This is a genomic window from Vreelandella sulfidaeris Esulfide1, assembly GCF_054072535.1.
Genome location: NZ_CM133364.1, coordinates 400,907 through 419,511, shown reverse-complemented (window position 1 = coordinate 419,511; position 18,605 = coordinate 400,907). Strand labels below are relative to the sequence as shown.

Genomic DNA, 18,605 nt, shown 5'->3' with positions numbered 1-18,605 from the left:
CAAAAGCAAGGAACCTTCATGTCAGAGCCATTGCTAGAATTTGACCGCCTGCGGGTTGACTTCGATCTTCCCAATGGAACCGTTACCGCTGTCAAAGACGTTAGCTTTACCCTTCATCAAGGCGAAACGTTGGCGTTAGTCGGTGAATCTGGCTCGGGCAAGTCGATCACATCGACTGCCGCGATGGGCCTACTCCCCGAGCTGGCGCGCGCCAGCGGCACCATCCGCTGGCATGGCGGCTCGGGCGATGAGAATTTAATCACCGTCAACCGCAAGCGTCTGCGGGCCATTCGTGGCAATGAGATCTCCATGATCTTCCAGGAGCCGATGACCTCGCTCAATCCCATGCATCGCGTAGGCAGGCAGATTCGTGAAGTCCTGCATAAGCACACGCCCTTGCGGGGCAACAATGCCTACCTGCGGGTAGTAGAGCTGCTCGAACAAGTGGGGATTCCCGAGCCCAAGCGCCGCATTGACAGCTACCCCCACGAACTCTCCGGTGGCCAGCGGCAGCGGGTAATGATTGCCATGGCGCTGGCTTGCGAGCCTCAGCTACTAATTGCCGATGAGCCGACCACCGCCCTGGATGTCACCGTCCAGGCGCAGATTCTTGCGCTGCTGAAAGATCTTCAGGCCCGCTACGGCATGGCGATCCTGTTTATCACTCACGACCTTGGGGTTGTCCGCCACCTAGCCGATAGCGTGTGCGTCATGCAACATGGCGAAATCGTCGAATCAGGCGCTACCAAGGCGTTGTTTCAATTCCCCCAGCACGCCTATACCCGGATGCTGATTGACGCCAACCCAAGTGGCCATAAGCCCCCCGTTCCCGACTCAACCCCCATTCTGCTCACCGCGCAACACGTTGGTGTTCGCTTTCCCCTCAAAAAGCGCCTGTTTGGCCCTAACCGCTATTTTGAAGCGGTGAAAAACATCGATCTCACCCTGCGCAAAGGCCAAACCCTGGGTATTGTGGGCGAATCGGGCTCAGGCAAAACTACCCTTGGCCGCGCGCTGCTTCGGCTGGTAAAAAGCCACGGCAAGGTACGTTTCGATGATATCGACGTTGCCCAACTTGACCGAGCGGGAATGCGTCCGCTGCGAGCGCGCATGCAAGTTGTCTTTCAAGACCCTTTTGGCTCGCTTTCACCACGCATGACCGTGGGTGAAATTATTGGCGAGGGATTACGCGTTCACCAGCCGCTACTCGGCCGCGCCGAACGCGATGCCGAGGTTATCCAAGCCCTTGAGGAAGTTGCCCTGGACCCCGCCCACCGTCATCGATACCCACATGAGTTTTCGGGTGGTCAGCGGCAGCGGATTGCCATTGCCCGAGCCTTGGTCGTCAAGCCTGAGTTCCTACTGCTTGACGAACCGACCTCGGCGCTTGACCGTTCAGTCCAAATGACCGTCATTGAACTGTTACGCGATTTACAACAACGCCATGGGTTGACCTACTTATTTATCAGCCATGACCTCGCCGTAGTGCGCGCACTGGCCGATGAGGTCATCGTCATGCGCCAAGGCGAAATCATCGAGCAAAACGACACCCAATCACTGTTCAATTCCCCGCGCGAGACTTATACCCAAGAGCTGATGCGCGCGGCTTTCCTGGATAGCCCCGCGACATAAGCGACAGCGTAACGATGAGTGCTCTTTAATAAAAAAACCCGGCCGGAGCCGGGTTTGGGTCGTTCTGGAATACTCTTACGCCTTAGAACCGATAGGTTAGCTGCGCGCCAAAGCCATGGGCTTCATTTTTGTAGTCGGCTGAGTAGTTTGAAGTGATAGGCCCAGTCCCAAGAAGATCATCAGTTTTAGTTTGATTCACCTGAGTGCTACGTTCGGTCAAGTAAGAGTAAGCTACATCCAATGTTAGATCGGGTGTGGGGCTCCAACCCGCGCCAATGGAAAAAATGCGGCGATCATCTGACGGTATACGCACGCTGCGTGTAGAGTCTTGAGTCGGAGTAAAATCCAGCGCTACCCCTGCCCGTAGAGCCAACTGCGGAGTTAGCTGATATTCACCACCAGTAGAAAACGCCCACGCGTTGGAATAGTTCTGCTGCTCATCGGTAATTAAAGGCCGATCGCTGCCGGTCACCAGAATCTGGTCGAATTGACTCCATCGCGCCCAAGACGCACCAAACATAAGCTTGAGATTATCGGTCATCTGCTGCGTTAAAGAGAAATTGACCGTTTCAGGTGTGGTTAAATCTAATGCGGCAGTATCCGTTACCGTACCGACTCCCAGTTGATCTAACACCGGCGAGCTCGCTGTAAAACCGCCTTCCAGATTGAAATCCACTTTTGAGCGATAAGTTAAACCTAGTGTTGTTTCAGGTACCGGCTGGTAAATCACCCCCAAGTTATAGCCCCAAGCCTCATCGTCCCCCTCAACCCTTGAATCTACTTCAGTTACCATAGGATCCATTAAAGGATTACCGGGCACTGAAACCGGAACCTGTCGATGAAGCTCACCTTCTACGCGATTATAAGTAACACCTGCGCCAACCGACCACTGTTCGGTAAAGCGATAAGAAACGGTTGGCTGAGCCGTCATTACCTTCACTTCGGTGTAATTTCCTTGATTACGGCCTTGGAAACTGTCTTCGTAATCAGTTTTTGAACCGAACGGCGCATACACACCGAAGCCAAATGCTAGCTGTTCATTCACTGGGTGCGCATAGAAGGCAAAAGGAATAAGCGTACCTGGAACCATATCACCGTCATTAGAACCAGAAACTGAACCACTGAAAGGTATGACGCCAGTAACATTACCCCCTGCATCTGTATCAACAAGAGCCCCGGAGCGGGAAGAGCTGACATTACTAATGTCACTATTAACGTTTAAATAAGTACCACCCGCCGTAATTTGCGCACGATCTAGAAACGACATACCCGCTGGGTTGCCATACACAATCGTTGCATCATGAATGTTCGAGCTGCGTCCTGCATGGCCGTAGCCCTGCCCACTCACGCTCTGCTCATTGATTTGGTACCCGCCCGCGTGGGCTTGGCTGGCGAAGGCGGCTGTGATGGCAGCAGCCAGGGTGAGCTTATTAAATTTATTATTCATAGTGGGCCTCTCTTCCCGATGATCCGGTGGATACCGTCGATCCACCCCTCGTTATTTTCTACATGACTGTTTTCTCTCAACGGCGCCAAAGGTTCAAGGGCAAACGGTCGTTTTATTTCATTTTTACCTTATACATTAGTCGCACGGTCGTTTTAAATCAGTGTTTTAGTCATTTTGGCTGACAGACTATCCGACGACCAAAAGCCTCTTGACCTATGGGTTACCCATAGGTTTTACACTTAATCGACTATTATTTAACCGGTCAGGAGAATAGGCCATGAAAGTTAACGAGCTTGCAAAACGGGGCGGTGTTACCGCTGAAACCGTGCGCCATTACGCTCGTGAGCAGCTTCTTGCCCCCCAGCGGCACCCTGATAATGGCTATCAACTTTTTTCAGACACTGACCTAGAGCGGCTACGCTTTATTCAGAGGGCACGCAAGTTAGGCTTTAGCGTGGCTGAAATTCGCGACATTCTGACCCACGCCGACCAAGGCGATTCTCCGTGCCCATTAGTACGTGATCTACTCACTAGTCGACTGCCCCAAATTCGGGCGCGCATTGCTGAACTTGAGGCACTCGCCGAACGCATGGAGCACGCGCTGGCCAGTTGGCAGCATATGCCTGACGGCACGCCCGACGGGCACAGTGTGTGCCGCTTAATTGAAAGCTTTCCTGACTCACCATCTACCAAGGAGACCCCATGAGCGACTCCTCTGGCCTGAACACTACCAATCCAATCAACCCTGGCGTCGCCACACGAACCATTCCAGGCATGAGCTGCCAAGGCTGTGTTAAGCGCATGCGCGAGGCGATTCATAACGTCGACCCCAATGCTGAGGTGACCGGCACGCCTAGCGAAAAACGCCTTGAGGTTATATCAACCTTAACCAGCGCCGAGCTTGATCAACGATTGAAAGAGGCTGGCTATTCGCCAGCCGACATGACGGTAGAGGAAGCAGACACAAGCGAAGCGACTAGCAAAGCAGATCCCGCAGCCGTCGATACTGATACTGAAAAAACCACCAACGCCCATTCCCTTTTTCAAGGGCAAGGCAAGAAACAACGCCTGGCGATTAGCGGCATGACCTGCGCCAGCTGCGTCAAAAGCGTTCAGAAGGCGCTTGAGCGCACCGAGGGTGTCGATACCGCCAGCGTGAATTTTGGCAGTCACTCTGCCCAGGTATTCGGCAGTGCTGAACCTCAGGCATTGATCGCCGCCGTAGAGGCGGTGGGCTATGGGGCAGAACCGATTGTGGATATGCGCGAAGCCGAACGCACCCGCGCAGAACAGGATGCTAAGACCTATCAGCGCCGGCTGCGCGGCAGCGCAATTTCGCTGGCACTGGCAATTCCGCTGATGTTGAGCATGTTCTTTTTCCACCCTCACCCGATGGGGCTGGGTCGCCTCTACTGGTTAGTTATTGGCCTGCTCACCCTGGGCATTCTAGCCTTCCCGGGGCGCCACTTTTTCGTTAATGCCTGGAAGAACCTTAAACACCACCAAGCCAATATGGACACACTGGTCGCCATGGGCACCGGTACCGCTTGGTTGTACTCCATGGCGGTCGTGCTGTTCGCGCCATGGCTGCCGGATGTTGCCCAGGGCATCTATTTTGAAGCCTCCGCCATGGTGATCGGGCTGATTCTGCTCGGCAATGCATTGGAGCTACGCGCCCGAGGCCGTACCAGTAATGCCTTAAAGCGCCTGCTTGATTTGCAAAGCCGAACCGCACGGGTGATTCGCGACGGTCATGAGCAAGAGATTGAGATTGATGCCGTGCGTGCTGGCGACCACGTTCGCGTGCGTCCTGGCGAACGCCTGCCCGTGGATGGCCAAGTGATGGAAGGCCAAAGCCATATCGACGAGTCGATGCTCACCGGTGAGCCATTACCAGTGGCCAAGCACGTCGGTGATGAGGTTAGCGCAGGCACGGTGAATGGCCGCGGTGGGTTGGTATATCAAGCAACGCGGGTAGGTACCGACACCCGGCTGGGGCAGATTACCGAACAGGTAGCCAGTGCTCAGAACTCCCGTCCACCGATTGGCGAGCTCGCCGACCAGGTATCCAGTGTGTTTGTGCCTTCGGTAATGATCATTGCCGTACTGACGGCGCTGTTGTGGTTCAACCTGGGGCCTGTCCCACAAGTCATCCATATGTTGGTCACGGCGACCACCGTACTGATTATTGCCTGCCCCTGCGCCCTTGGCCTGGCCACGCCCATCTCGACCATGATTGGCGTTGGCAAAGCGGCAGAGCACGGGGTGCTGGTGCGCAGCGGTGAGGCGCTGCAAACCGCCAGCAAGCTGACCACGTTAGTCGTCGATAAAACCGGCACGCTCACCCAGGGCAAGCCCAGCGTCACCGACGCGCAGTTGTTTGGCGTCGAGCAATCCACCGCACTCAGTTTAGTGCATGCACTCGAGCGTGGCTCTGAGCACCCCTTGGCGGCGGCGCTGATGAATTACGCCCAGGAAAATGATGCCCCAGTTGCTGATATAGCGCATTTCGATAGCGTGACCGGCGGCGGGGTGAAAGCCCAGACGCCTGATGGAAAAGCACTGCTGCTGGGCAATGCACGCCTGCTTAAGGAGGCAGGGGTCGATCTTAACGCAGGTAAAGATCAAGCCCGTGCCCTGGAAGAACAGGCACGCACGCTGGTGTACTTAGCGGTGGATGGCAAGCTGGCCGCACTGTTTGGCGTCAGCGACCCGCTGCGCCACGATACCGTGGCCGCGATCAAGCGCCTGCAAAAAGACGGCTTAACCATCGTGATGTTAACCGGCGATAACGAGCACACCGCCAAAGCCATTGCCGGGGAAGTGGGCATCGATGAGTTTCGCGCGGGCCTGTTGCCTGAAGACAAACACGCAGAGATCGAGCGCCGTCAACAGGCGGGGGAAATCGTCGGTATGGTGGGTGATGGCATCAATGATGCCCCCGCGCTGGCCCGAGCAAATGTGGGCTTTGCGATTGGACAAGGCACCGATGTAGCGATTGAAAGCGCGGGAATAACGCTCATGCGTGGCTCGCTGCACGGGGTGGCGTCAGCCATCGAGATCAGCCGTGCCACATTGCGCAATATTAAGCAGAACCTGGTGGGGGCGTTTGGCTATAACGTGCTGTGTATCCCTATCGCTGCAGGGGTGCTTTATCCGTTCACCGGCACGCTGCTTTCGCCGATGATAGCCGGGGCCGCGATGTCGCTCTCTTCCATTACCGTGGTCAGTAACGCTAACCGCTTGCGGCGGTGGAAAGCCAGCCAGGAGGAAGTCTCATGAGTGTATTGGTCAATTTGGCAGGCGTGGGATTAATCGCACTGATTGTGTGGTGGTTCTGGCTTAGCTGAACGCCATCTAACTCACACCTATGCTATCTAACTCACCCCTATATAGCGCCCTGGCTTATGATTCAGGGCGATAATCAGATTGAGCGTCAACGCCCCCAGCACCGAATAGCCCACGCGATCCAGCGGCAGCTGGGTCAGGGCTATTAACAGAATGACGCCATCAATGGCTAGTTGCACATAGCCCGCGCGCAGACCGTGTTTATCCTGCAGGTAGAGCGCAAGAATATTGATACCACCGAGACTGGTACGGTGGCGAAACAGCATCAGCATTCCGATGCCCATCAGCGCGCCGCCCATCAAGGCGGCGTAGATAGAAGGCACGCTGGCAAACTGAACCCAGCCTTGGGTCAGCTCCGAAAACAGCGAGACCAGGCCGATGGCGGCAAAAGTGCGCAGGGTAAAACTCCAGCCCATGCGCTTCACCGCCAAATAGTAAAACGGCAGATTGATAGCGAAGAAATACACCCCAAACCCCCAGCCGGTGAGACTGCTGGTCATATAGCTGAGCAGTAGCGCTAAGCCTGCTGTACTGCCGGTGAGTAGCACCGCATGGGTGTAAAAAGTAACTCCCAGCGCGACAAAAAACGTGCCCAGCAACATCGCCATTACATCTTCGTAGGGGCGATGCTGGTCCTTGGGTAAATCTTCCACACGCATGAGAGCGTCCTTACTTAAATTGTTAGTAGATGATGCGACGTACAGCTTAAATTGGGCTGGCGTGTTCGACCATTAACTGCAGCGTTTCGCGGCCGCGCCAGCGGTTACGGTTGAGCTTATAGGCGCAATGAAGCGTATCGCCCACGTTAAACCCAGGTAGCTCTCCCGGCGTTAACGCACGAAACCAGATCGCTTTGCAGGTCACAGGTCCTGTGGAGAGTTCCAGCATCAGGTGTGCGCCGTCAGCCCCCACCGGGCGCAGCGCTTCAACAATAAAGCGCCCTTCAAACAGCGGCGGATCAAACTCTCGCCCATAGGGCCCAAGCATCTCGATCTCTTGCAAAGTGGTCAGCGAAAGCTGCGCCGTTGAAAGTTCGCCGTCAGTCCACAGCCGCGGGTAGAGGGTTCGCCCCTCCAACTGCTCGCCTACCGCCTGCAGAAAGGCCGCTTTAAAAGCGCCAAGCTGGTCGCGTGGCACGCCTACACCTGCAGCCCCACTATGGCCACCAAAGCGCGGCAGCGCCTGGGGCGCAAGCTCAAACGTGCGCTGCAGAGCATCGCGTAAGTGTAGTCCGTCGATCGAACGCCCCGACCCTGTCAACATCCCGGGGGCTGCCGCTTGGGTGAGCACCAGTGCTGGTCGGCCATAAGCCTGCACCAACCGCGAGGCGACAATACCCTGCACGCCGGGATGGCCATCTTCCAGCAGCACCACCACCGCAGGTTCATCGGCGCTCAGGGCACTCGCCGCCAAGGTGCGAGCCTCGGCAGCCATATCCGCCTCAATGGCTTTGCGGGATTGGTTGTCCTGATCCAGTACATCGAGCTGACGGTTGGCAACGCCATCGTTCTCGGCCAGCATGAAATGCAGCGCTGCATAGGGGTCATCCAGCCGCGAGCGGGCATTGATGCGCGGGCCCATCTGAAACGCCAACGTCTCAGCGTTAAAGGGCACGCTGTCGGCGCCTAAGCGCGTAGCCATGGCCCGCCAGCACGCCGCATCCATGCGATTGATCAGCGTTAAGCCATGATTAACTACCGCGCGGTTGGCGGGGCTACCGCCCAAGGAGACGCAATCCGCGACCGTGCCCAGCGCGACGTAAGAGAGCCAGGGTGACAGCTTGGGCGTCGATTCCGATAGCGCCCCCCACTCGATCAGCACACTGCGGGCAAGCGACATCAATAGCCACGCCACCATGCAGCCAGCGATGGTTTTGTCGGGGTAGTCGCAATCATCACGGGTAGGATTAACACAGGCAAATGCTGAGCTTGGCGGCCCCTCCACCGGCAGCGCGTGGTGGTCGCTGATGACCACATCAATACCCGCCGCTTTTAGCCGCGCGATACGCGGCTCGTCACTGCTGCCGCAGTCGGCGGTAATGACCAGGGTTGGAAACGGCTTCTGCGCCAGGGTGCGCTCTACCAGCGGCAGGCTAATCCCGTAGCCGTCGTGAATGCGATGGCCAATCAGGCTGTGCAGTTTGCCCTCGGGTACCCCGAACAGCTCCACCAGCGTGCGCCGGATCACTACATGGGAGGTAATACCGTCCACATCGTAGTCGGTGAGAATGCCGATCGTCTCGCCTTCGGCAACGGCCTGGGCAATGCGCTCGGCGGCGCGACGTCCATCAGCGAGCTTTTCAGGATGAACCAGATATCGCAGGCTGGGCGTTACCAGGGGTGCCAACTCGCCACTGTAGCCGGATAAGCGTGAGGCCAACAGCCGCGCCTGAAGCTCGCTTAAGCCTTCTGCCTGAGCACGGGCGTAAAGCGCCTCATCCACTGGACGAGGCTCTAAACGTGGCTCGGTCTTGCTAAACGAAAGCGTGCTAGCGCACAGCGTGTGATGGGGTAGCTCTGCCATCAACGTGTTAACGCCGGTTTTCCGCGACATACTGCTGCACGGCGGCAAGCTCGGCGGGCAGCACGGTGTAACGCTCTTCGCGCTCGATCAAATCTTCCATATGCGGCGGTAGCGGTACACCCGGGAAGCCTGCTTTGACAACTGCTTCAGCAAACTTGGCCGGATGCGCCGTCGCCAGGGTAATCATCGGTGTTGATTGATCAGCGCGGGCGCGCTCGGCGGCACGATAGCCAGTAGCCGTGTGCGGGTCGAGCATCTCACCGGTGCGCTTATGCGCATCACGAATGACTTCAAGTATTGTCGCATCGTCGACGCTATAGCTTGCGAACTTCTCGCGTAGCTTGGCCAGTGGGGCATCAGCCAGCGCCGTCGGTTCCTGCTGGAAGCGCTCAAGCAGCGCTGCCACGGCTAAGCCGTCGCGATCGTAGGCGTCAAACAGCAGGCGCTCAAAGTTAGACGACACCACGATATCCATAGAGGGCGCCAGGGTGGCCGCCAACTCCTTTTTGGAGAAGTCATTGTCGGTCAACGTGCGGTGCAGAATATCGTTGGCGTTGGTGGCGATGATGAACTGCTTCACCGGCAGGCCCATTTTGTAGGCCATATAGCCTGCAAACACATTACCGAAGTTGGCGGACGGCACGCAGAAGCTCACCTCACGGTGCGGTGCGCCCAGCGCGACACCGGAGGCGACGTAGTAAACGATCTGCGCCATGATGCGCGCCCAGTTGATCGAATTCACCGCCACCAGGCGCGTACCGTTGAGGAACGTTTGGTCGGCAAAGCTTGCCTTGACCATCGCCTGGGCATCGTCGAAATTGCCCTCAATGGCAATATTAAAGACGTTATTGGCCAGCACCGAGGTCATTTGTCGGCGCTGCACTTCCGAGACCCGGTTGTGCGGATGCAGGATAAAAATATCCAGGTTGTCGCAGTGGCGACAGCCTTCAATCGCCGCCGAGCCGGTATCGCCTGAGGTGGCCCCCATAATCACCGCACGCTCGCCACGCTTTTTCAGGAAGTGATCGAGCAAGCGGCCTAGCAACTGTAGAGCCACATCTTTAAACGCGAGCGTCGGGCCATGAAACTGCTCGAGCAGGAAGTGATTGGCATCTAGCTGCTTAAGCGGCACGACCGCATCGTGATTGAACGTCGCGTAGGCTTCGGTAACGATACTGCGGAACGTCGCATCATCGATCTCGCCATTGACGAACGGCTTCATCACTCGAAAGGCGATCTCGGCGTAGGAGAGCCCGGCCATCTCGGCGAGCTCTTCACGGGAAAACTCAGGCAGCGTTTCCGGCACATACAGCCCACCGTCACTGGCCATGCCGGTGAGCACCACTTCTTCAAACGAGAGCGCGGGCGCCTGGCCACGCGTGCTGACATAACGCATTTGGGCTTACTCCCCTTCGTCCAGGCTTTCCACGCGAATACGTGTTAACGGCCCAGCGATATCGGCCATGGATTCGATTTCACGAATCGCATCGTTCATTTGTTTCTCTTTCGTGCGGTGCGTCAGCAGAATGATAGGGACCAGCTCACCTTCGGTGGCCTCTTTCTGGATTAACGCTTCGATAGAGATGCCCTGCTCGGCCAGAATCGTTGCCACTCGCGCCAGCACACCAGGACGATCCACCGCCAGCAAACGCAAATAGTAGGCGGTAGTAATGTCTTCCATCGGCATGATGGGTAACTGGCTGACATCTTCACCAATACCGCTGAACGCTAGGTAAGGCACCCGGTAGTGGTGATCGGTGGAGATATCCCGCGCCACGTCGAGCAGATCGGCGACGACCGCTGAAGCAGTCGGCTCAGCGCCTGCACCGGCACCATAATAGAGCGTCGGCCCTACCGCATCACCCATAATCGCAATCGCGTTTTTCACACCATGAACATTGGCTAGCAGTCGTTCTTTGGGAATCAGCGTGGGGTGCACGCGCAGCTCCAGGCCTTGATCGGTGCGCTTGGAGATTCCTAAATGCTTGATCACATAGCCAAGGTTATCGGCCTGCTCGACATCTTCCGCGGTAATCCGCGAGATCCCCTCGGTGAAGGCCTTCTCAAACTGCAGCGGCACGCCGTAGGCAATCGAGGCCAAAATCGTCAGCTTGTGCGCGGCGTCGATGCCTTCCACATCAAAGGTGGGGTCGGATTCGGCATAACCCAACGCCTGGGCTTCTGCGAGTACATCTTCAAAGGCACGGCCTTCGTCACGCATATGGGTAAGGATATAGTTGCCGGTGCCGTTGATAATCCCTGCCACCCACTCAATGCGGTTGGCACCGAGGCCTTCACGCAGCGATTTGATCACCGGAATACCGCCCGCGACCGCGGCTTCAAACGCCACGATGACACCTTTCTCATGAGCCGCTTTGAAAATTTCGTTGCCGTGTACAGCAATCAACGCCTTGTTGGCAGTGACGACATGCTTGCCATTGGCGATAGCGGTCAGTACCAGTTCGCGGGCGATATCGTAACCACCAATCAGCTCCACCAGAACATCGACATTGGGGTTAGTAGCGACTTCAAACACATCTGAAGTGGTATTGATGCCGGTAATATCGCAGTCAGGATGAATACTGCGGTGAGCAACCTGCTCAATCACAATAGGGCGGCCAGCACGGCGCGCAATATCGTCAGCGTTGCGGGTCAACACGTTAAAGGTGCCGCCACCGACCGTGCCTAAACCACAAATACCTACTCTTACCGGTTTCAAAATACTTCCCCTTTCGTGTCGTGCACCTGGTGGTGCTGGTCTTAAGACAGTATCTCAGCGTTGTGTGCCACCTATTTTACGCGGCAGCACTATTGTTTGTTTCAGTCTTCATCCAAGCCTAACATGGCGGTGAGCCGATCGGGGGGCACAAATCCAGGCACTAACTGCCCATCGGGCAAAATTATCGCTGGTGTCCCCTGCACGCCCAAGGCTTTACCCAGCTCATATTGACCAGCGACCGGGTTATCGCAATCCGCTGCGCTGGAAATCGCCTCTCCTTCCTTTGCTTGGGTCATTGCTTCGCTACGGTTATCCGAGCACCACACCTGCTGGAGTGTGGTAGCCGCTTGGCTTCCCATGCCAGCACGTGGAAAGGCTAGGTAATGAACAGCGATACCACGCTCATTGAGTTCGGGAATGGTTTCATGCAAGCGCGCGCAGTAAGGGCACGTCGGGTCGGTAAACACCACCACGGTGGCCTTGGGTTCGTCAGCACCACGGAACACCACTCGTTCATCTTCTGGCACCGCCGCCAGTGCATCGGCACGCTCCTGGTTTTGCTCTTGCTCGGATAGATTGACCAACCCACCGGGCGCATTTTCGTAAAGGTCGCCGACCAGGAAGTGGCTGCCGTCAGCATTGGAATAGAAAGATTCACCGCTCTCCAGCCGAACGTGATAAACGCCATCCATCGGCGTTTCGGTGACCGCTTCCACGGGCATCGCCTGACCGTTAACGCTTAGGGATTCAGCCAGGCGGTCTCCTACAGCGTCGGCTTGAGCAACAACAGGCAGTAGGCTGCCCGCTATCAGTAACGGAAATGCTAAAAAACGGCGTTGACGCATTATCAATTCAACCTCTTGGATGATGTTCTGCATGTAGGCTTTCCAAGCGCGCTTGAGCCACATGGGTATAAATTTGGGTCGTTGATAAATCACTATGACCCAGTAGCAGCTGTACGACCCGTAAATTGGCCCCATGATTCAATAAATGGGTGGCAAATGCATGGCGCAGTGTATGTGGAGACAGTGGCCGGTTAATACCCGCCGTGATGGCATGCACCTTAATTCGATGCCAAAACGTTTGTCGAGTCATGGCCTTGTCGCCCCGCCCAGGAAACAACGCCGGTCGTGTCGGGTCGCTCATTAAATCCAGTCGCGCAGTCTTCATATAGTGGGCCAGCCAATCAGCGGCTTCTTCACCCATCGGCACCAGGCGGTCTTTATCGCCTTTACCGCGTACCCTTACCACGTTTTGACGCAAGTTGACCGCATCGCCGGTGAGCCCTACCAATTCAGATACCCGCAGGCCGCAGGCGTATAGTAACTCCAGCATGGCACGGTCACGCACGCCCAAAGGTGTGTCCGTATCGGGCGCCAATAGCAGACGCTCTACCTCATCCTCTTCCAAGGTATTAGGCAAGCCGGGGATGACCCGTGGCAGCTTGATGTCAGTGAGCGGATCACTCGCCACTTGATTATTGAGGCGCCCCCAACGATAGAAGCTACGTAGCGTCGACAGCAGCCGGGCATTGCTACGCAGTTGGTAGCCTTGCTCACGGCGACTGGCAAACCATTCGCTGATGCGTGCTGGTGGAGGCGCCAGCAGCGCTTCGCCGTGGCTTTCCAAATGCGCCTGCCAGGCGGTTAAGTCACGCCGGTAGGCGGCTAACGTATGGTCGCTGGCGCCCTGCTCAAGCCAGAGAGCATCTAAAAATGCATCGATAACGCTCATACGTCAGCAGTCTCCAGCCGTTTTTGATAAGCGGCATAAACATGCATTTAGATAAAAAAACCCCGCCCCGCAAAGCGGTGACGGGGTCTTAGTATCTGGGCGCGACGCATAAAAAAGCACAGCGCACGCCCACGGAAGAGTGGCGTTTAAGCCAGCTTTTCCTTGATACGGGCAGAACGACCGCTGCGCTCGCGCAGGTAGTAAAGCTTGGCTTGACGCACATCACCGCGACGCTTGACTTCGATCGAGTCAACCAGCGGGCTGTAGGTCTGGAAGGTACGCTCAACGCCAACGCCGTGTGAAATTTTACGCACGGTGAACGCGGAGTTCAGGCCACGGTTACGCTTACCGATGACTACACCTTCAAACGCCTGGAGACGCTCGCGGGTGCCTTCTTTTACTTTTACCTGAACGACAATAGTGTCGCCGGGGGCAAAGGGAGGAATTTCTTTGCCCATTTGCTCAGATTCGATCGCCTGGATCACTTTGCTTTTGCTGCTCATCATCATACTCCTGAATAACGTGTTGGCTTGACCGCTCAATCATGGGTGGCGGAAGCCGTGATCCCGGCGCTCGAAACGAGCTATGCGGGAGTCGTTATGGGTGACACAGGTGCGTTGGCTACTATCAAAAAACTACTCGCCTTGTCCGCCCTGCACCGCCGCTCTGATCTACTCAGTTCTAGCTGAAATAGTGGACAGAGCGTGTTCTTCGATAAACTCGTTCAACAGCTTACGCTGTTCGGCATCTAACGATCGCCCTTCCAACAGATCGGGACGACGTTGCCATGTACGGCCGAGTGACTGCTTTAACCGCCAGCGCTTGATGGCTGCATGATTACCGCTTAACAGCACATCCGGCACTTGGCGCCCGTCAATGACTTCCGGACGGGTGTAGTGCGGGCAGTCTAACAGACCGTCATTAAACGAGTCTTCGACAGCGGAATCCTGATGGCCCAGCACGCCGGGAATCAGCCTTGCCGCTGCATCGATCAGCACCATTGCCGGCAGCTCACCGCCGCTCAGCACATAGTCGCCAATCGACCACTCTTCATCGATGTCACTTTCCACCACGCGTTCATCAATGCCTTCATAGCGTCCTGCCACGACCACTAAAGGCCCGGCGGAAGCCAGTGCTTGAACGCCCTGCTGATCCAACTTCCGTCCTTGCGGCGAGAGATAGATCACCGTCGGCACTAAACCGGTGGCTTTTTGTGCCCGCTCACGAGCCGCAAAAATCGCTGCGCGCAGGGTGTCGACTTTCATCAACATGCCTGGACCACCGCCATAGGGGCGATCATCGACGCTACGATGGCGGTCAGTGGCGTAATCCCGCGGATTCCAAAACTCCAGTGCGATACGCTGTTTCTCTACTGCTCGCCCGACCACGCCCTGTTGCGTTAATGCGTCGAACATCTCGGGAAACAACGACACAACACCAATCCACATGGCAGGCGTCACCACCTCATTGCCCATGTCCGGCTCTATCGAGTCGGCCATCCTGTCACTGTTCATCTCGCTCAAAACTCAGGATCCCAGTTGACGACCATACGGCCCTCTTGGGAACTGATTTCGACAATGACATCGTCTGGCAAAAATGGCAGCAGCCGCTCGCGCTTGTCGATTGCGTCTGAATCACCGCGAACCACCATGACATCGTTGGCGCCGGTTTCAAACAGGTAGCTTACCCGTCCTAACCGCTCGCCGGCCTGAGTGAAGACCGCCATGCCTTCAAGCTCATGCCAATAGTATTCGTCTTCAGCAAGTTGAGGCAGTGCTTCTTTGGGCATCAAAATATCCGTCTGGGCGAGTGCTTCCGCCGCACTACGGTCATCGACGCCTTCAAGCTGCACGATTATTCCCTTACCTTGTCGACGCCCCTGAACGATGCCTATGCGCTTCAGGGTTTCGCCCTGGCGCACCCACCATTCTGGGTATTCGAGAATGCTGTCCATTGGGCTGGTGTAGGAGTACACCTTGAGCCAACCTTTCACCCCATAAGGGCTAGTCAGCTTGCCTAGCACCACATGCGTGTCGTCAGTTTGGCTTAGTTCTTGACGTAGTTCAGAACGCGTCATTGACGACCTCAGCTAACCCAGCATTCATGTTGTTTAAACAACAGATCCAACAAGCAGGCTTATGCCTGTTTGCGTGCTTCTTTAACCAGCTCAGCAACACGACCAGACAACTGGGCGCCTTGGCTCTGCCAGTGAACAACGCGGTCTAGATCAACGCGCAGACGCTCTTCCTGACCACGGGCAACCGGGTTGAAGAAGCCGATACGCTCGATGAAACGACCGTCGCGAGCGTTACGAGAATCTGTAACGGTCAGGTGGTAAAAGGGACGCTTCTTGGCGCCACCACGGGCCAAACGAATGGTAACCATACGATAACTATCCTTCGGTTGAGGTTACGAGAGTGTGTTGTTAGCGCTTAACGCTATCGGAACACTCGTCGTGCTGTTTTCTTGGCGCCATGCTTGCGCAAGGCCTGCTTAGCGCCATTAAGGCCTTCACCGAGACTGTTACCGCTACGTTTTTAACGTATTTTAGGCAACACCCACGCATGAAGAGGCCGCATTCTACGCAAATGCGCTCGGCTTGGAAAGCCTGACAGCCAGAAAACTGATAGGCCGTCAACCTCACCAAGCGCATCAGCACTTCTCGACTGATGTTTTAGCGCCGGGGCAATCCGCCGGGGCCACCCATTCCGCCCATGCCACCGGGGCCGCCCATTCCACCTGGCCCGCCGGGGCCACCGGGGCCACCGCCACCCATCATGCCGGACATACCGCGCATCATTTTCTGCATGCCGCCCTTCTGGCCGGCTTTCTTCATCATCTTCTGCATCTGTTTATGCTGCTTGAGCAGACGATTAAGGTCTGGCACTTGCAGGCCAGCACCCGAAGCAATACGGCGTTTGCGCGAGCCATTGATAATATCGGGCTTGCGGCGCTCTTTAGGCGTCATGGAGTTAATCAGCGCCTCCAGCTTGCCAAGCTCTTTCTCAGGACCAGGGCCTTGGGCCATTTCAGCCATCTGACCCATGCCGGGCAGCTTGCCTAATAAGCCGCCCATGCCACCCATTTTCTTGAGCTGCTGAAGTTGGTCGCGGAAATCTTCCAGATCAAAGCCGTCGCCCTTCTTGACCTTTTTGGCCAACTGCTCGGCTTTGGATTTATCGACGGTGCGCTCGGCTTCCTCGATCAGCGACAGCATGTCGCCCATGCCCAGGATGCGCGAGGCAACCCGGTCTGGGTGGAACGGCTCGAGGGCGTCAACTTTTTCGCCGACCCCCATGAACTTGATCGGTTTACCGGTAATGTGGCGCACAGACAACGCCGCACCGCCGCGGGCATCACCGTCCGCTTTGGTCAGGATCACACCGGTCAGCGGCAGCGCTTCGCTAAACGCCTTGGCGGTATTGGCGGCATCCTGGCCGGTCATGGCATCGACGACGAAGAGCGTCTCTTGAGGTGAGACCGCTTTATGTAGCGCCTGAATTTCCGCCATCATGGCGTCATCAATTGCCAGACGACCAGCGGTATCGATCAGCACCACATCGTGGAACTGGATTTTGGCGTGCTTGATGGCTGCTTCGGCAATCGCGACCGGCTGCTGGTCAGAGCGCGAGGGGAAGAAATCCACCGCGACCTCTTTGGCCAAGGTTTCAAGCTGGTCGATGGCTGCCGGGCGATAAACGTCGGCAGATACCACCAGCACTTTCTTCTTCTCGCGCTCGCGCAGATAACGGGCCAGCTTGGCCACTGAGGTGGTTTTACCCGCCCCCTGCAGGCCAGCCATCAATACAACGGCGGGGGAACCCTTAAGCACAAAGCCGTCGTTGGCTTCGCCCATAATCGCTTCCAGCTCCTGCTGGACGATTTTGACGAACTGCTGGCCTGGTGACAGGCTTTTGGATACTTCCTGCCCAACCGCCCGCTCGCGCACGCGTTCAATGAATTCCTTGATGACCGGCAATGCAACGTCGGCCTCAAGCAGTGCACGGCGCACTTCGCGCAAGGTGTCTTTAATATTGTCGTCGGTCAGGCGAGCCTGACCCTTAATCGACTTTAGCGTCTGGGAAAGACGCTCACTTAGATTCTGGAACATGGGGCCTCTCTGCCTCCGTCACTGCCGTCGGCGCGTACGCCATGGACTGATGTGGGGCGATTATACGCGCTCACGCCCTGAGTCTCCATGGGGGCATCCAGCACCCTTGCCTATTTTCGTACGTTTACCCTGCTGGGCGACGCCGCTTGGATTAGTTATAGTAGTTGGATGGATTTTCGTCGTAATCACGCTTAATTCGTTTATTTATTCACAGCAACGCGCTGCAAGGCGCACGGATAGCATCATGCAGGCGCTCCCTTTCGCCACGATTGCTTTTGTTCTTTATGTTGCGGCTGCCATTTGGCAGGGCATGACGCTGTTCCGGCGTGTGCCGCCCCGTCAGGGTATGGTACGCCTGCTCGCCGTGCTGGGTTTGTTGCTGCACATTCCGGTGGTGGTCCAATTAGTCGGCCAAACCCCTGGGCTACTGCCCGGCTTTAGCACCAGCGCCACCTTACTGATGGCGGTCGCAGTCAACGTCGTGCTAGTAGCCAGCCTGTTTAAACCGGTGCTTAATGCCGGGATTGCGCTGTTTCCGCTGGCGGGTATTGCGCTTCTCGCCGCCACTTGGCTGCCCAATCAGGGCGGCCATACCGGGCTTACACCGGGCATTTTATTGCATGCGATAAGTTCAGCATTAGCGTTTGCCGTACTAGCGATTGCCGCCGCCCAAGCGGTGCTGGTTGGTCTGCAAAATCAGGCGCTACGCCATCACCATATCCGTGGAATTGTGCAGTCGCTACCACCGCTAACTACCATGGAGCGGGTGCTTTTCGAGCTGGTCTGGGCGGGTATTATTTTATTAACACTCTCTATTGTTAGTGGCCTTATTTTTCTAGATAACTTTTTTGCCCAGCACTTAGCTCACAAAACCGTGCTGTCACTGCTGGCTTGGGTAATCTTCACGACACTATTGGTGGGTCGCTACCGGTTTGGCTGGCGCGGCATGCGCGCCGTGCGCTGGACATTGGGCGGCAGTGGCCTGCTTGTGTTGGCTTATTTTGGCAGCAAGTTTGTGCTTGAGGTTTTACTCAACCGCTAGCGACTCAACCGCTAACGGAGTGCAACCACGCCTATGGTTGTCTTGACAC

At 56.4% G+C, this 18,605-nt stretch carries 16 protein-coding genes; 4 read left to right on the top strand and 12 right to left on the bottom strand.

Annotation, left to right across the window (positions count from 1 at the left end):
* The first annotated feature begins 18 nt into the window (after positions 1-18).
* Positions 19-1,632 carry an ABC transporter ATP-binding protein gene (locus ACW44H_RS02020; protein WP_457506492.1) on the top strand — a complete coding sequence of 538 codons (1,614 nt, stop codon included), beginning with the start codon at positions 19-21 and terminating at the stop codon, positions 1,630-1,632.
* An 82-nt stretch (positions 1,633-1,714) separates the two neighbouring features.
* On the opposite strand, the gene ACW44H_RS02015 is transcribed toward ACW44H_RS02020, so the two are convergent.
* On the bottom strand, positions 1,715-3,079 hold the full coding sequence (locus ACW44H_RS02015) for an OmpP1/FadL family transporter (protein ID WP_457506490.1): 1,365 nt from the start codon (positions 3,077-3,079) through the stop codon (positions 1,715-1,717).
* 277 nt (positions 3,080-3,356) lie between these two features.
* Here ACW44H_RS02015 and ACW44H_RS02010 point away from each other — a divergent pair, with 277 nt between their 5' ends.
* Entirely contained in the window at positions 3,357-3,785 is a 429-nt protein-coding gene (locus tag ACW44H_RS02010; RefSeq protein WP_113268470.1) for a MerR family transcriptional regulator, read from the top strand.
* Positions 3,782-6,361, top strand: a complete 2,580-nt coding sequence (locus tag ACW44H_RS02005) for a heavy metal translocating P-type ATPase (protein ID WP_457506488.1) — start codon at positions 3,782-3,784, stop codon at positions 6,359-6,361. Before ACW44H_RS02010 ends, ACW44H_RS02005 begins: the two co-directional genes overlap by 4 nt.
* A gap of 95 nt (positions 6,362-6,456) precedes the next feature.
* On the opposite strand, the gene ACW44H_RS02000 is transcribed toward ACW44H_RS02005, so the two are convergent.
* From ACW44H_RS02000 to ffh, 11 genes are all read right to left on the bottom strand, one after another.
* Positions 6,457-7,086: a YitT family protein gene (locus ACW44H_RS02000; protein ID WP_113268469.1), complete on the bottom strand. Its 630-nt coding sequence runs from the start codon at positions 7,084-7,086 to the stop codon at positions 6,457-6,459.
* A 46-nt stretch (positions 7,087-7,132) separates the two neighbouring features.
* Positions 7,133-8,950, bottom strand: a complete 1,818-nt coding sequence (locus tag ACW44H_RS01995) for a single-stranded-DNA-specific exonuclease RecJ (RefSeq protein ID WP_457508894.1) — start codon at positions 8,948-8,950, stop codon at positions 7,133-7,135.
* Between the two features lie 7 nt (positions 8,951-8,957).
* A complete protein-coding gene (thrC, locus tag ACW44H_RS01990) occupies positions 8,958-10,346 on the bottom strand; it encodes a threonine synthase (protein ID WP_457506485.1) in 1,389 nt (462 codons plus the stop codon).
* Positions 10,347-10,352: 6 nt separating this feature from the next.
* Positions 10,353-11,669, bottom strand: a complete 1,317-nt coding sequence (locus ACW44H_RS01985) for a homoserine dehydrogenase (protein ID WP_457506483.1) — start codon at positions 11,667-11,669, stop codon at positions 10,353-10,355.
* 101 nt (positions 11,670-11,770) lie between these two features.
* Positions 11,771-12,547, bottom strand: coding sequence for a DsbC family protein (locus ACW44H_RS01980; RefSeq protein ID WP_457506480.1), 777 nt, complete (start codon positions 12,545-12,547; stop codon positions 11,771-11,773).
* Positions 12,522-13,403: a site-specific tyrosine recombinase XerD gene (gene xerD / locus ACW44H_RS01975; protein WP_457506478.1), complete on the bottom strand. Its 882-nt coding sequence runs from the start codon at positions 13,401-13,403 to the stop codon at positions 12,522-12,524. Before xerD ends, ACW44H_RS01980 begins: the two co-directional genes overlap by 26 nt.
* Before the next feature lie 146 nt (positions 13,404-13,549).
* Positions 13,550-13,906: a 50S ribosomal protein L19 gene (rplS, locus tag ACW44H_RS01970; protein ID WP_027957738.1), complete on the bottom strand. Its 357-nt coding sequence runs from the start codon at positions 13,904-13,906 to the stop codon at positions 13,550-13,552.
* Positions 13,907-14,074: 168 nt separating this feature from the next.
* A complete protein-coding gene (gene trmD / locus ACW44H_RS01965) occupies positions 14,075-14,851 on the bottom strand; it encodes a tRNA (guanosine(37)-N1)-methyltransferase TrmD (protein ID WP_113268884.1) in 777 nt (258 codons plus the stop codon).
* A 71-nt stretch (positions 14,852-14,922) separates the two neighbouring features.
* Entirely contained in the window at positions 14,923-15,480 is a 558-nt protein-coding gene (gene rimM, locus ACW44H_RS01960; protein ID WP_457506475.1) for a ribosome maturation factor RimM, read from the bottom strand.
* Between the two features lie 59 nt (positions 15,481-15,539).
* Positions 15,540-15,788: a 30S ribosomal protein S16 gene (gene rpsP / locus ACW44H_RS01955; RefSeq protein ID WP_007111767.1), complete on the bottom strand. Its 249-nt coding sequence runs from the start codon at positions 15,786-15,788 to the stop codon at positions 15,540-15,542.
* A gap of 289 nt (positions 15,789-16,077) precedes the next feature.
* Positions 16,078-17,514, bottom strand: coding sequence for a signal recognition particle protein (gene ffh / locus ACW44H_RS01950; RefSeq protein WP_457506472.1), 1,437 nt, complete (start codon positions 17,512-17,514; stop codon positions 16,078-16,080).
* Between the two features lie 244 nt (positions 17,515-17,758).
* Here ffh and ACW44H_RS01945 point away from each other — a divergent pair, with 244 nt between their 5' ends.
* Positions 17,759-18,556 carry a cytochrome C assembly family protein gene (locus ACW44H_RS01945; RefSeq protein WP_457506470.1) on the top strand — a complete coding sequence of 266 codons (798 nt, stop codon included), beginning with the start codon at positions 17,759-17,761 and terminating at the stop codon, positions 18,554-18,556.
* Positions 18,557-18,605 lie beyond the last annotated feature (49 nt).